The following is a 14,234-nucleotide window of genomic DNA, read 5'->3' as shown; positions in this document are numbered from 1 at the left end:
TGTTAAGTCAGGTGTAATCCTGAATTTTTCAGTTGACTAAGGTATGACTAAAGCCGCTGAAAACACAAACAATTTTTTAAGAAAATTACCCAATCTGAGTATTTTCGATAACCAGTTTACCGTTGTAGTATAAGTTACCATCAACGTTGTAAGCACGGTGAGGTACGTGGATAGCACCTGTTGCCGAGCAAGTTGCTAAAGAAGGCGCAACAGCTTTATAGTGTGTTCTTCTTTTATTTTTTCTCTGTTTCGAGATTTTCCGTTTTGGATGTGCCATTGGTGTATAATCTAATTATTTTTTTAACTTATTAAGGGCTTCCCAACGTGGGTCGCTTGTTTGTTCACTTTCTTCTGCTTGCTTCGCAACCGATAGTTGCTCCAGGCGCTCAACCATATTCTGGTCGCAATCCTGGTTTGCCTGCCCGCAGTTTTTGATATAAGGTACCGCTACGTTTATCATTTCGTACAAAGGCCCCGATAGATCAACTTCAGAGTCTTTACGGCTTAGCGTAATAATTTCTTCATCATCGCTCTCCAGTTCATCCTCAGCAAATTTTACAATCTGCCTTTCATAGAGGTTTACCGGATAAGCAAATTCTGATAAACATTTATCGCAATCTAATTTTACTGTACCAATAACTTTAAATTTCAGGATCAACATGGTCTCTTGTTTCTCAAGTTCCAGGTCAACCTTTAAATCTCCGCTTTTAATTAACGAATACTCAAAAGCGTTAAAAAAGCTGTCACCAAGCTCATAATCAAATTGATGAGTTCCCAATTTTAACCCGGTAAACGGTAATGAAAATTGTTTTAGTGGCTTCAAAGTACTGTAAAATTTTAGCCTGCAAATGTAGGGATAAAATAATTAGATTAAAAATGTTTTTTGAAAATTGTTGCGATTAATCGGACAGGTTTTCAGAATGTTAATGGAAATACTCCCCGGCTTCACTGTTTTCTTATCTGTAATAATTTATAATCCCTGCTTTAAGTTATCCATTTTTATCTCTGGGTGGATTATAAATCCACCATTCAGGAGATCGGGATTATAAATCCCGACCAACAAAAAACTAGCTAGCCAGCACCATTTCCTTATTGTTTCTGCTCCATTCGCTCCATGAACCGACATAAAGCTTCGGGATTGGTAAACCAGCATAATCCATTGCTAATAGCGTGTGGCAGGCAGTAATGCCCGATCCGCAGTGCACAATGGTATGTGCGGTTTCGATGCCAGCCAGCGCTTTATTGTATTTGTCTTTTAACTCTTCCGGAGATAAAAAGAAGCCCTTTCCATCCAGGTTTTCGGTAAAGGGAATATTGGCTGCACCAGGGATGTGGCCAGCAATTAAATCAATCGGTTCGGTTAAACCTGCATAACGGTTGGCATCGCGCACATCAATTACCATATAATCGTTGTTTTGGGCTACCTGTTCTACCTCGCCGATATCTGATAGCGGCAAATTCCAGCCAGAAATGAGATAGGGTTTAGCAGGTTTTGGTGTTTCAACTGCATTATTGGTAGGGAAACCCGCATTAACAGCCGCCTGAAATCCACCATCAATTACCTGTACTTTTTCATGGCCAATGGCTTTGAGCATCCACCAGAGCCTTGCAGCAGCATTACCACCGTTTTTATCGTCGTAAACCACCACATGGCTATCCTGATCAATGCCAAATTTGGCCAGAACCCCGGCAAATTGTTCGAAAGTAGGTAAAGGATGGCGGCCACCCTGAGCGAAATCGCCGATATTAGCCAAATCAGCGTTTACATCGGCAAAAAGCGCACCCGCAAGGTGTTGTTCGTCATAGCGCGCCTTTGAGCCCGCACTGGCATCGATAAGTACGATTTCAGTAGTTTGGGTTAATGTGATTAGATCTTCGGGTTTTATGATTGGTGATAGTTTATTACTCATGTTTTTAGCTGTGTTGTTTTTTTAATAATGCCAAAAGTCCCAAAATTGGTCCGATGGCTAAAACCATATAAAGATAATGCGAATTCATCTCTTTTGATAACATATTAATTACCTGGATACTCACAATAGTAATGGCAAAGCCAATGCAATTTACCAGGGTAAGCGAAGTTCCTCTTAATGCTTCTGGTGCATTTCTAGCCACTAATGAAGAGAATAGCGGTGAGTCAGCTGTGCCCGATAATCCCCAGATAAACAAAAATATGAGCAAGGCATATACTGAATCAGCAAAAAGAAAAAGCGGGGAGAGTAAACAGCATAAGCCTGATGTAGCCAGGGCGATCATGGCAATGCGTTTAGCACCGAATTTTTGAGATAACAACCCACCTAGCATACAGGATAAGCCACCTGACCCGATTACCAAAAACGAAAACAAGGGAATATTTAACTGTGCAGTAGGGTGCACGCTATTGTAATGTAAAAGCATGGCCGGTAAAAAGGCCCAAAAGGTGTATAGTTCCCACATGTGGCCAAAGTAGCCAAATGCTGCTGAGCGGAAACCTACATTTTTAAACCCACTCATGCAGGCGCGAAAATTAAATTTTTGTCCGGCTTGCCTAAACGGACCATCAGGTACAAATAAAAAGATGCAACAGGCACCTGTAAGCGATAATGCAGAGGTACCATAAATTACATATTTCCAGGGGAAACTGGCAGTAAATGTTTTTAACAGGTGCGGAAAAGCTGTGCCTAATACCAGAGCACCTACCAGAAAGCCCAGCGATTTGCCCAAGCCATCTTTAAAATAATCGGATGCGATTTTCATCCCTACAGGGTAAATGCCAGCCAGCATAAAACCCGTTAAGAACCGAAATAAAAGCAATAACCTTACATCGGCTACCTGCAGGCAAATGGCCAGGTTAAATAGTGCTGCAGCAATACCACAAACAAAGAAAACTTTCGATGGAGAGAAAAGATCGGAAATGGCGAAGAAAGCAAACACCAGTGTGCCGGTAATGAAACCAAACTGTACCATACTGGTTAAGTTGGCCAGGAGGTTTTGTGCTAACGGGAAATTTTTAACAATATCAGACAATACTGCATTACCCGCAAACCACAAAGAAGTGCACAAAAATTGCGAAATCACAATAATGGGCAGGATGCCGGTAGCTTTAGTGGCTTTCATTTGTTAAAACTTTTCGTTTTAGCGCTCCACATACATAAGTGTAACTAAGCTTTGGTCTTTCAGCTTTAGTCTTTCAGCTTTTAATCTTTGGACTTCCTGACTTCGGTCTTTTTTACCACCTCAGACACCTAAGTGCATCCAAGCTCTAGTCTTTCCGCTTTGGTCTTTCCGCTTTGGTCTTTCAGCTTTAGTCTTTCAGCTTTCCCTTAAGAAGCATCATCCTTAATATCGAACTGTGTTTCTACCACTTTACCGCCGGTACGTAGCTGGTTGCCCAGCATTTCTTCCTGCTCCCTGCGTTTTTTTACAATATGGATAGCAGAAAACAAAGCTTCGGTAAACGAAGTTGGATCGGCCAGGTCTTTACCTGCAATGTCGTAACCTGTTCCATGATCCGGAGAGGTACGCACAAAGTTTAAGCCTGCAGTATAGTTTACGCCGTTATGGAAAGCAAGTGTTTTAAAAGGAATCAATCCCTGGTCGTGGTACATAGCCAGTACAGCATCAAATTGTTTGTAGCTGCCATTGCCAAAAAAACCATCGGCTGGGTATGGCCCAAAAACCATCATGCCTTTGTCATAAGCTTCCTGAATGGCCGGACTTATAATTTCGGCTTCTTCGGTACCCAATAAGCCATTATCGCTGGCATGCGGGTTAAGGCCCAAAACGGCGATTTTAGGTTTTTCGATCCAGAAATCTTTCTTTAAACTATCATTAATCAGCTTTAATTTGCTGGTAATTTTTTCTTTGGTAATTGCCGCTGGCACGTCTTTTACCGGAATGTGACCGGTAACTACACCTACGCGCAAGCCTTCGCTAATCAAAAACATCAGTACATCTTTACTGCCGCTTTTTTCCTGCAGATATTCAGTATGGCCCGGAAAAGCAAAAGTTTCCGATTGGATATTGTGTTTATTAATTGGAGCAGTAACCAGGGCATCAATCTCGCCATTTACCAGATCGGATGTGGCCCGCTCTAAAGATAAAAGTGCGTACTTACCTCCTGTGGCGGTAACCTGGCCCAGCTCTATTTTAACGTCTTCTTCCCAGCAATTGATCATGTTTGCCCTTTTTGCTTGTGCCTGGTTGGCCTGGTTAATCACGTTAAAGCTGAAATCGCCCAGGCTGTTTGCCTTTCTGTGAAAAGACGAAACCTTGGTGTGGCCATAAACAATTGGAGTACAATAATTTAAAATTGCAGGATTGGATAATGTTTTAATAATTACCTCTAAACCTATGCCGTTTACATCGCCTATACTAATACCAATTTTAAGTTTATTGCTCATAATTACTGGAAAATTTTAGCGCAAATTACTGATTTTCGATTAAAGAGGTGCTTACCCGATAAAAATTAGTTATTTTGTACAAAATAGAGTAGCCACTGAAACACGGTTTGCACGGAGAGGGGATTATGGTTTTTCCTTTCTTTACAAAGTTTCTGTGGGTTTCGTGCCTCCATGGCAAAATAAAGCGTAAAGATGAGTTTAGTAAAAGCAAAAAAACATTTAGGTCAACATTTTTTAACCGATAAAGGTATTGCCAACCGCATTGTAGAAGCGCTGGTGAGTACCGATAAATACAACCAGGTTTTAGAGGTGGGCCCCGGGATGGGAATCCTGTCTGATTTTTTGTTGCAGCGCCAGGATTTACAAACTTACCTGATCGATATAGATACCGAATCATTTCACTTTCTGAATGAAAAGTATCCCCAATTGGGCGATCGTTTAATTAATGGCGATTTTTTAAAACTCGATTTTGATGCTATCTTTCCAAATCAGTTTGCCATTATTGGTAACTTTCCCTACAATATTTCTTCGCAGATTTTATTCAAAATTTTAGATAACCGCCATAAAGTTGTCGAAATGGTGGGCATGTTCCAAAAAGAGGTGGCTCAGCGCTGTGCGGCTCCGGCGGGCAGCAAAGAGTATGGTATTTTGAGTGTTTTTCTGCAGGCGTATTATAAAATAGAATACCTGTTTACCGTTAAGCCAGGTACATTTAATCCGCCGCCAAAGGTGCATTCTGCGGTAATCCGCTTAAGCCGTAACGCGGTCGAAACTTTAGATTGTGATGAGAAATTATTCTGGCGGGTGGTTAAAGCGGGCTTCAATCAGCGGCGTAAAACTTTGCGCAATGCGGTTTCTGCAGTAATGCCTAAAGATAAAATGGACGATCATATTTACTTTGAAAAGCGTGCCGAGCAGTTAACCGTTGCCGATTTCGTGGCTCTAACGCAACACGTAAGTCAGTTGATGGCGGTTTAATCAGCAACAATTTTGTCGAGCTTATTTTTTGAAAAGCAGGCTCTGGTGCATTTCGGTTCCGGTAGCCCCGTTTTTCGTTTAAAGTCCTCGCTGCGCTCCGGGCTTAACACTTCAACCGGGTTTATTTAACTTCAGGTACTACAATAAACCAGGGTGATTGTTCTCGTTGTTCTATTGATCGCAATTAAGAGATGTTTCACTGCGTTCAGAATGACAGTGTGAAAGAGAAAAGCTAAAATCTGTGTCATCCCAAAATCGGTGTAATCACCCGCTTGCGCTTTCTTGCAAAATCATGATTATTCTCAACTATTTTCTCCTTTCCTTTGCCTCATAATTATAAACATGATGGTTAATTATCGCGAAATTTTTGACGAACAAGGAATGGATTATACCACTTACCGTCAATTGGTTGACAAGCTTTTGGCTGAAGGACAAACTACCGGCCCGGATAATTCTGAAGCAATGCTACATTACACTAAAATGAATGTGCAGCGGATGAACCGGGTAGATAAAACGGTAGCTTTAAATGAAGCACTAACAACTGCTATTACCAATTTAAAAGGAAGCTATAAATTATGGGTAATTACCGAAGGCTGGTGTGGCGATGCTGCACAGATTATTCCGGTTTTTAACAAAATAGCCGAAGCTGCTCCCGATAAATTTGAGCTTAAATTTGTACTGCGCGATAAAAACTTACCGCTTATTGATGCACATTTAACGAATGGTGGTAGGGCGATCCCTGTTTTATTGGTGTTAGACGAAAAAGGAGAAAAAGTAATAAAAAGCTGGGCACCGCGACCTCAGGTTTTACAAGCGCTATTAAAAGGCTGGAAACAGGAAAATACCGATCCGATGGCTACTGCCGAAAAATTGCACAGCTGGTACGCAAAAGATAAAACGCAAACTACGCAGGCTGAACTTTTATCTTTAATCGGGGAATTATAAGTTTTTAGAATCCTTTTGGACTAGAAATACCGGGGTCATTAATTGGATATAGACTGCCCTGGGTTTTGTGAAAGTATTGATAGTTTGTTGCATCGTTGGAACAGGCAATGATCATATCGTAAGGATCGGATTTATGTTTTTTTACTACAAGCCTTGAGTACCCCGTTAATCCGGTTTGTTCTTCCAGCGATTTTTCTAAAACATTTCTCGGAGGGTCAGGATAATGCCATTCTTTCTCATAATCCCTTTTAATTTTATTGGCCATCGTTTCTGGACGATCTGTATAGTTGAATATCTTAATACAAATCAGTGCAAAAATTGAGATAACACCTATAGTTCTCCAAGTTTGATTCATAAACTTGATGCTAATCAACAGAAACGGTTAAACCTTCCTGCTGCAAAATTTTACGGTAAACTTCCATTTCGGTAAAAGAACCTTCCAGTACAGGGCATTTACCTTCATTGTGCACTTTCCAGGCAATTTTTTCGGCCTGCGATTCGCTGTAGTCTAAATATTTCATCATGCAAAAAATCACATGATCGAAAGTATTCACATCGTCATTCCACAAAATAAGGCGATGTACAGTTTTAAGTGAAGTTAAAATTTCTTCGAGCGTAAAGGTCTCTTCTTTGGTTTCTGTAGACATGGCGCAAAAATAAACATTAGTATCAAGTATTTTGGTATATAGTAGCAAGATTTTGTTCCTTCGGTAATAATAATAGCTTAGGCAATAAATGATTAACTTTGTTTAACCAAATTATAATACATACGCGCATGCATCAATCTAAAATTGCCGGAATTGGCTACTATGTTCCGAAAAATGTATATACCAACACCGATCTAAGCCGTTTTATGGAAACCAGCGATGAGTGGATTCAGGAACGTACCGGTATTAAAGAACGCCGTTTTGCCGACCGCAACGAAGAAACCACTACTACAATGGGTATCGAGGCGGCAAAAATTGCTATCGAGCGAGCGGGTATTACGGCAAAAGATGTCGATTTTATTGTTTTTGCCACGCTTAGTCCCGATTATTATTTTCCAGGTTGTGGAGTTTTACTGCAGCGCGAAATGGGTATGGGCGAAATCGGTGCCTTAGATATCCGCAACCAATGTTCGGGTTTTGTTTACGCACTTTCTGTTGCCGATCAGTTTGTAAAAACCGGCATGTATAAGAATGTGCTGGTGGTGGGAAGTGAAAAACATTCCTTTGCTATGGATTTCGAAACCCGGAGCCGCAATGTTTCCGTAATTTTTGGCGACGGTGCAGGTGCTGTGGTTTTACAGCCAACAGATGAGCCGGGAAAGGGTATTTTAAGTACGCACTTACATAGCGATGGTGCCGATGCCGAAATTCTGGCCATGTATTATCCCGGGTCTCATGCCAACAAATGGTTAAAAGATAAACCAGCCTATCCGGAGCAGGAGCTGGGTGGTTTATTTATGACTCCTGAAATTTTAGAAAGTGGCGCCGCTTTACCCTATATGGATGGCCCTGCGGTTTTTAAAAAGGCTGTTGTTAAATTTCCTGAAGTGATAAAAGAAGCTTTAGCTGCCAATCATTTAACGGAAAAAGATATCGATATGTTGGTACCCCACCAGGCCAATTTGCGTATCAGCCAGTATGTACAGCAATTGCTGGGATTAAACGATGATCAGGTGTTTAACAACATTCAAAAATATGGAAACACTACAGCTGCTTCTGTACCCATCGCATTATGCGAAGCCTGGGAAGCTGGTAAAATTAAGGATGGCGATCTGGTTTGCCTCGCTGCATTCGGATCAGGTTTTACCTGGGCCAGTGCTTTAATCAGGTGGTAAACTAAACGTGAGGTCAGATGTTTCCATCTGAGAGATTCGTCATTGCGAGAAGGCTTTTTCAGCCGACGAAGCAATCTTAAAGCGTATGCTAACAGCGACCTTTGTAAGATTGCTTTGTCGTTCCTCCTCGCAATGACGTCCCTTCGATTATCTGTTCCCAAATTCCTTCGACAGGCTCAGGATGACATCTTAAGCCGTTGATTATTTTCTGCTTTTGGCCGCAATAAAATCGCGTAAATAACTGCAATCGCTTGCAGCCACCTGGTAATAAGGTGTTTTGTTGTAATTCAGCCTCAACTCAATAAAATAAGGGTTATTGTAATTGGCTTTGATAAAATTCTTCCATTTCACATCCGTTTTATCATAGTATGAAAAAGATAAGGGATGCGCATTCATAATAATTTGTTTTTGCAGGCATTTGGCCAGCATGAAAGTACATTTCGCTTTAAAATCAGGATTGGTACTTAATGACCTTGCTTTTAAATACCAGGCTTTGGCAGTTTGTGCCTTTTTGTAATCACCATCGTACACAAATTTAGCTGGTGCGCTATTGTCATACGAAGACCAATCGTAGCTGATTAAAAACCAGCTGTTGCCATAATAGCCTGTTTGGTAAACTGCATTGGCCATTTTATAATAATAAGTTGCCGCATTCTTTTTATCGCTCACCAGCAATTTCTGTAAACGGAGCATTTCGGCCGCAAAGGCCTTTTTGGTAACCGATGTTTTAGCCGCTACATATTGCTTAGGATAATCGTTAATGGTTTCGATAAATGGATTGGCATAAAGTTTCGAATTCGATTCATCTCCATACCAGTTTTCGGGCGCAAAGTATTTATAATCTGCTGAAACCTTTGCAAACATTTGAACAGCCTTGTCGTACTGATGGGTACGTAGATAAGTGGTGCCATAAAGCTCATAAAAATCGTCATTTTTAAGCTGGTTAAGCGCCGAGGCCAATAAAGCCGTAACATCATTGCCTGCTGCCTTGGTTTTATAAACGGCTAAACCTTGCATACTTTTCGGACTCAGGTTTTTTTGCCAGAAAGCAATTGTCTGGTAACTCATGTTTTGGAACAGCGAATTTTCTTTTAAAGTTTTATATCCAATATCGCCTTTAACCATGGCCAGAGCCGCTTTGGCGGTATCGCCCAAACTTAAATAAGCGGGTGCCAGTATTTGCTGGTAAAAATTTCGCGTGGTTCTGCTAAAGCGTTTTTCGGCTCCGCTACCATAATCGTAATATTGTCCGTTGGGTTGGGTTTTATTTTCTGCAAAACGTTTTTCATCCAGCCATTTTAAGGTGGGCAATAAGTCGTTTTCGTTAAAAGGGCTACCTTTTTTGATGTTTTTAGCTTTAATCAACAGGTCGGTAATGCGGTATTGATCGCGCAACCTTTCCGGTAATTTATCGGGCTTCAAAATGGCCAGGTAATTAGTAGCCATAAAATCTTTGTTTTCCATCCACGATAAATAGGCCGCTGTTAAAGTGCCCAGTTCGGGTTGTGGGTATTTCTTTTCTGTAGCCAGTTTAACCGCAAAATTCCTGATTTCGTTCAGGTGTTTAAGGTTTACAGCTTTTAAACTGTCTTTATATTTAGAGCCACCATTATCCGAGAAATAATAATTATAAGCTATTTTGGCAATATCATTAGCTTCAATCAGGTCTTGCTCCAGTTTATTTACCTCGCGTACCAGCAAGGTTCCGTTCAACTGGCTTTTCGGCTCGTACTGATAAACTTTTTGTATGCTTTCAATACCTGAATCGGCATTGCCGAAGCCATTTATAGCCCAGATATTGGCTTTTTCATTGTCGGTTTTGGCATATTTTAAGGCGCCATTTACAGGAGTGCTGTTATAATAGTAGTTTTTATAAGCCTGTACCCTGCGCTCGGGGTTGCTGGCAAAAACTTTGGAGAATAAAAACGCAGATTCTTCAGGATTGCCCAATCGCCGTGTAGAACCCGCATATAATGCCAGCCCCCAGCCTTTAACCGCGCTGTTTAGCTTGCTTGTTTTAATGTATTTCTCGTATGTTGATTTACTTTCGGCATGGTAGCCACCAAAATGGAACATCCGGGCCGATTGGTAGGCAAATCGTAATTTCAGGAAATCATCCTTTTCATCGGCGGTCAGCTTTAAGCCTTCATTTGCTTTTGCGGCCATGGCTGCGGTATCACGAGGCGTCGCATCCCACAGACTGAACTCTACGTTAGCTAGTGGTTCGCAGCTTTTGGCAAACAGATAATACTTTAGTGGTGCTTTACGTTTGCTCAAGGCCTGGATAAAAGTGTTTTGCTGCAAACTATCGGGCAATTGCGATAGGTTACCGTCGAAATTAGCCAGTTTGGCGCTGGTTGCACTGTCGGATTTGTACATTACTTTCAGTACATCGTCTTTTTTAATGTTGAGGTATTTTGCCCATTCGCGGCTATTGATATCGGGCTCACTTTCTACATCCTCCTCGCTGTTTAAATAAACCATTTCATTGAAAGCGAAAGGTGCATACTCATCTCCCTCAATGTTGTTGTGGAAATAGGAAATGTAATAATCGTAGGGGTCAATTTCACCCCCACAGGCAATGTTTACGGCAATTTCGCCGAAAAAGGTAAGGAGAAATACACTAGAGATCAGCGATAATTTTTTGAAAGTCATCATGGGTAAAATGTTTTAACAGGTCGGTGTCTAAATGGTAAAAAACAAGGTTTCGCTCTTCAGGCTTTAAATATCGGGATAAAAATTTAGCAGTAGCGGATAAATTTGATACCGAAATTTCCTCCCAGCGGACTACATCGCCTTTTTTTAAGCCAGCAGGAGGATAATCGACTAGCAAATCGAATAAAATAGTATTTCTGCGCTGCCTAAAGAGTTTCGGGTCTTGTAAAGCTGCTTTACTGATGTGTTTGGAAATACCTGCATATTCCTGATTTCTGAACACTACAGCCCACTGAAAAATGGGTAAAGCTACATCAAGCCGTAAGGGATATTGTGCGAGGAAATCTTTCAGGTAAAGATCCATTTCATGCTGATCTAAAATAGAATTCTGTTCGCCGTATTTACGCAGATTCCCCATATTATAACACATCAGCATCGCCTTTTCTACCGGGGGAATTCCGCTTGATACGACATTTTTTACCTGATGCAGCCGCAAGGTTACCGAAATGGTTTTTTCCTTTAAAAGTGGATTGGCCTTTAACTCTTTTAGAAATTTAAAATAAGATGCACGGGTTGTTTTGGTCCAGTCGCAATCGATTTGCAGTTCGGCATAATTTTGCTTTCCGGATTGTTTCACCTTATCATCAACAAATTTGGCTATGCGACTGGCTAAAATGGCCGTTTGTTGCGAATCGATTTTGTTAAATACATTGTTTACAATGAATACGACTGGAATAATAGCTATTCCACTCGGTATAGGATCAGAAAATTTGATCGGCGAAACCGGGGCAGCTTGTTGCACATCGGGGTTAAAATCTACGTCCATAATGCGCACATACAGTGATTTTGATTTAAACTGATTCAGGTAAGCGGTTTCTGCCGGTTTATTGCGGTAATCAGTTTTCCAGTAATAAAAGGTAGGATGAATAACCTGTTTTTGTTTACAGCCCAATAAGAAAAAGGCAAAAATCACTAAAATACTTATCTTGCGCATATCAATTTTATCGATCAAAAGTAATATAAAATGCGGGCAGTTTTACAAAGAGTTACACAGGCAAGTTGCACTGTTGAGGGCGAAATAACGGGGCAGATTGAAACAGGTTTTTTAGTGCTGCTGGGTATTGAAGATGCCGATACTGCAGCTGATTTAGATTGGTTGGCACAGAAAATTGTGGGCATGCGGGTGTTTGGCGATGAAAATGGCCTGATGAACAAGGCCCTTGCCGATGTAGATGGAAATATTCTTTTAATCAGCCAGTTTACCTTGTTTGCCTCGACAAAAAAAGGCAACCGGCCAGGATTTACACGGGCAGCCAAGCCTGATATTGCCGTGCCGCTTTACGAACAGATGATTAAGAAACTATCGGCTTTGCTGGGTAAGGAAATAAAAACCGGAATTTTTGGGGCAGATATGAAAATTGCTTTGCTTAACGATGGACCGGTTACCATATTAATGGATACGAAGGATAAGGAATAGGAGTTATAACTTAAGAGAAACGTAACTAATCAAGTCTTAATTCATCAAAATCATAATTAATTTATTTCAAAAACATGTTGATCTGAAGCGAATATGAAAGATAAAAAGTTGCACTGGCTAACTACTTATGGTTGGCTTGTTTTTTTTCTGGTTTTAAAAATATTTTTATCTTTTGCATTGGTCAACTCCGTGTACGAATTACACCGCGATGAGTTTCTTCACCTGGATCAGGCTAACCATTTGGCTGCAGGCTTTACTTCAGTGCCACCCTTAACGTCGTTATTTTCCTGGCTGATAAAGCTATGCGGGAATAGTGTTCTTATGGTAAAGCTGGTTCCGGCCTTATTGGGTGCCATCACGCTGTTGTACTGTTGGAAGATCGTTGATTTTTTAAATGGAAACCTGTTGGCCAAATGCCTTGTAGCTGTTGCCTGTCTGTGTTCGAGTTTGTTAAGGCTTAATACACTTTACCAACCCAACTCTTTCGATGTTTTGGCATGGACAGCCATATTTTATTACCTGTTAAAATATTTCGATAAAAATGAAGCCAGATATTTATACTTCTTTGCCGTTTTTGTGGCATTGGGCTTCTTAAATAAATACAACATTCTTTTCCTGATTATTGGTTTGTTCCCCGCGATACTCATTACCTCAAAGCGAAAAATATTTACCGATAGGCAACTTTACCTGGCTATTTTACTGGCACTTTTAATCATTTCGCCCAATGTGATCTGGCAGATTAATAACCATTTTCCGGTGTTTACCCACATGAAACGTTTGCAGGCAACCCAACTGGTTCATGTAAACCGGCTTGATTTTTTTATTGGTCAGTTTTTGTTTTTTATCAATGCGATTTTCATTCTCCTTACCGGAATGGGGAGCCTGGTTTTCTACAAAGATTTTCGTAAGCACAGGTGGATAATCCTCACTTACTTATTCACCATACTCGTTTTCAGTTATTTTAAAGCAAAGGATTACTATGCACTCGGTTTATACCCTGTTTTGCTGGCGTTCGGAGCTGTTTATTTAGGCCGGATTTTATGGGAAAAATACCTGTTGTGTGGATTGCTTTTTGTTTTTACAATAGGTTCTTTTATTTATTTAATGCCGCTCATTATGCCGGTTTATAGCCCAAAAGAAATTGTTGCCCACCATAAACGGTTTGAGCGGGTAGGGGCTTTACGTTGGGAAGATGGGAAAAACCATGATATTCCGCAAGATTATGCTGATATGCAGGGTTGGAAAGAAATGGCCCGTTTAACAGACCTGGCTTATGCCCGGGTGAAAGATAAATCGGCTTTAGTAATCAGGGCGGATAATTATGGGGAAGCTGGTGCTGTTAATTATTATTCGAGATTTAAAAATATAAATGCCGTTTCCTACAATGCCGATTACCTGTATTGGTTTAAGATGAATAAACCGATGAAACATTTAATTCTAATAAAAGAACCCAATGAAGATGATCCGGAACGGAAAAATGAACGACCACTTTTTGGTAAGATTACTAAAATTGGTGAGGTAACCACACCATATGCAAGAGAAAAAGGAGCAGGAATTTTCCTACTCGAAGATGCCAATACCGATATTAACAAGATAATCCAGTCAGAAATAGAAGAAGAGAAAAATGACCATTAACGAAGCACAGGAAACCGTAGACCGTTGGATCAACACCACAGGGATCAGGTATTTTAATGAATTAACCAATACAGCCATTTTAATGGAAGAGGTAGGCGAGGTAGCCCGCATTATGGCCCGGAAGTATGGTGAACAATCGTTTAAAAAAAGCGACGAATCTGTGAACCTGGCTGATGAAATGGCCGATGTGATGTTTGTTTTAATTTGCCTGGCCAACCAAACCGGTATTAACCTAACCGAGGCTTTAGAGAAAAACCTCGAAAAGAAAAGCATCCGCGATGCCGACCGGCATAAGAATAACGAGAAATTAAACCCCTAAATCTCCATTAGGGGATTTTTGTTA

The 14,234-nt window shown here is 40.7% G+C and carries 15 protein-coding genes; 6 read left to right on the top strand and 9 right to left on the bottom strand.

All coding sequences use genetic code 11. From position 1 onward, the window contains the following. Nucleotides 1–85 precede the first annotated feature (85 nt). From rpmF to pdxA, 5 genes are all read right to left on the bottom strand, one after another. Entirely contained in the window at nt 86–277 is a 192-nt protein-coding gene (gene rpmF, locus OC25_RS21730; protein ID WP_039480510.1) for a 50S ribosomal protein L32, read from the bottom strand. A 15-nt stretch (nt 278–292) separates the two neighbouring features. Next, nucleotides 293–778 (bottom strand): YceD family protein, encoded by a 486-nt coding sequence (locus tag OC25_RS21725; protein WP_244154595.1) that lies wholly within the window; start codon nt 776–778, stop codon nt 293–295. Between the two features lie 289 nt (nt 779–1,067). Beyond that, nucleotides 1,068–1,910 carry a sulfurtransferase gene (locus tag OC25_RS21720; protein ID WP_039480505.1) on the bottom strand — a complete coding sequence of 281 codons (843 nt, stop codon included), beginning with the start codon at nt 1,908–1,910 and terminating at the stop codon, nt 1,068–1,070. Nucleotides 1,911–1,914: 4 nt separating this feature from the next. Then, the gene (locus OC25_RS21715; RefSeq protein WP_039480502.1) at nt 1,915–3,093 is read right to left on the bottom strand and encodes an MFS transporter; all 1,179 of its coding nucleotides are present in this window, start codon (nt 3,091–3,093) and stop codon (nt 1,915–1,917) included. A 206-nt stretch (nt 3,094–3,299) separates the two neighbouring features. Beyond that, nucleotides 3,300–4,379, bottom strand: a complete 1,080-nt coding sequence (pdxA, locus tag OC25_RS21710) for a 4-hydroxythreonine-4-phosphate dehydrogenase PdxA (RefSeq protein ID WP_039480499.1) — start codon at nt 4,377–4,379, stop codon at nt 3,300–3,302. A gap of 192 nt (nt 4,380–4,571) precedes the next feature. Between pdxA and rsmA the strand changes: the two genes are divergently transcribed. Further along, complete coding sequence (rsmA, locus tag OC25_RS21705; protein WP_039480496.1) at nt 4,572–5,357, top strand: 16S rRNA (adenine(1518)-N(6)/adenine(1519)-N(6))-dimethyltransferase RsmA; 786 nt, start codon at nt 4,572–4,574, stop codon at nt 5,355–5,357. 342 nt (nt 5,358–5,699) lie between these two features. Then, nucleotides 5,700–6,302 (top strand): thioredoxin family protein, encoded by a 603-nt coding sequence (locus tag OC25_RS21700; protein ID WP_245222120.1) that lies wholly within the window; start codon nt 5,700–5,702, stop codon nt 6,300–6,302. 4 nt (nt 6,303–6,306) lie between these two features. Here the strand turns inward: OC25_RS21700 and OC25_RS21695 are convergent, their stop codons facing one another. Together OC25_RS21695 and OC25_RS21690 are read right to left on the bottom strand one after the other, a co-directional pair. Next, the gene (locus OC25_RS21695) at nt 6,307–6,657 is read right to left on the bottom strand and encodes a hypothetical protein (RefSeq protein WP_039480493.1); all 351 of its coding nucleotides are present in this window, start codon (nt 6,655–6,657) and stop codon (nt 6,307–6,309) included. A 10-nt stretch (nt 6,658–6,667) separates the two neighbouring features. Continuing rightward, on the bottom strand, nt 6,668–6,949 hold the full coding sequence (locus OC25_RS21690) for an ATP-dependent Clp protease adaptor ClpS (protein WP_039480490.1): 282 nt from the start codon (nt 6,947–6,949) through the stop codon (nt 6,668–6,670). 128 nt (nt 6,950–7,077) lie between these two features. Here OC25_RS21690 and OC25_RS21685 point away from each other — a divergent pair, with 128 nt between their 5' ends. Beyond that, nucleotides 7,078–8,124 (top strand): 3-oxoacyl-ACP synthase III family protein, encoded by a 1,047-nt coding sequence (locus OC25_RS21685; RefSeq protein ID WP_039480486.1) that lies wholly within the window; start codon nt 7,078–7,080, stop codon nt 8,122–8,124. 201 nt (nt 8,125–8,325) lie between these two features. Here the strand turns inward: OC25_RS21685 and OC25_RS21680 are convergent, their stop codons facing one another. Together OC25_RS21680 and OC25_RS21675 are read right to left on the bottom strand one after the other, a co-directional pair. Next, nucleotides 8,326–10,782 (bottom strand): hypothetical protein, encoded by a 2,457-nt coding sequence (locus tag OC25_RS21680; RefSeq protein ID WP_156131554.1) that lies wholly within the window; start codon nt 10,780–10,782, stop codon nt 8,326–8,328. Then, entirely contained in the window at nt 10,748–11,773 is a 1,026-nt protein-coding gene (locus OC25_RS21675) for a hypothetical protein (RefSeq protein ID WP_052266388.1), read from the bottom strand. The genes OC25_RS21680 and OC25_RS21675 overlap by 35 nt, the downstream gene beginning before the upstream one ends. Nucleotides 11,774–11,803: 30 nt before the next feature. Between OC25_RS21675 and dtd the strand changes: the two genes are divergently transcribed. The 3 genes from dtd to OC25_RS21660 all read left to right on the top strand — a co-directional run bounded on the left by dtd (nt 11,804) and on the right by OC25_RS21660 (nt 14,210). Beyond that, entirely contained in the window at nt 11,804–12,256 is a 453-nt protein-coding gene (gene dtd / locus OC25_RS21670) for a D-aminoacyl-tRNA deacylase (protein ID WP_039480480.1), read from the top strand. A gap of 93 nt (nt 12,257–12,349) precedes the next feature. After that, the gene (locus tag OC25_RS21665; RefSeq protein WP_039480477.1) at nt 12,350–13,891 is read left to right on the top strand and encodes a glycosyltransferase family 39 protein; all 1,542 of its coding nucleotides are present in this window, start codon (nt 12,350–12,352) and stop codon (nt 13,889–13,891) included. Further along, complete coding sequence (locus OC25_RS21660) at nt 13,881–14,210, top strand: nucleotide pyrophosphohydrolase (RefSeq protein ID WP_039480472.1); 330 nt, start codon at nt 13,881–13,883, stop codon at nt 14,208–14,210. The genes OC25_RS21665 and OC25_RS21660 overlap by 11 nt, the downstream gene beginning before the upstream one ends. Nucleotides 14,211–14,234 lie beyond the last annotated feature (24 nt).

It is taken from the genome of Pedobacter kyungheensis, from assembly GCF_000812965.1.
In the GTDB taxonomy this organism is placed as follows: domain Bacteria; phylum Bacteroidota; class Bacteroidia; order Sphingobacteriales; family Sphingobacteriaceae; genus Pedobacter; species Pedobacter kyungheensis.
Note: the sequence above shows the minus strand (reverse complement) of the source record. Positions and strands in the feature narration are given on the sequence as shown.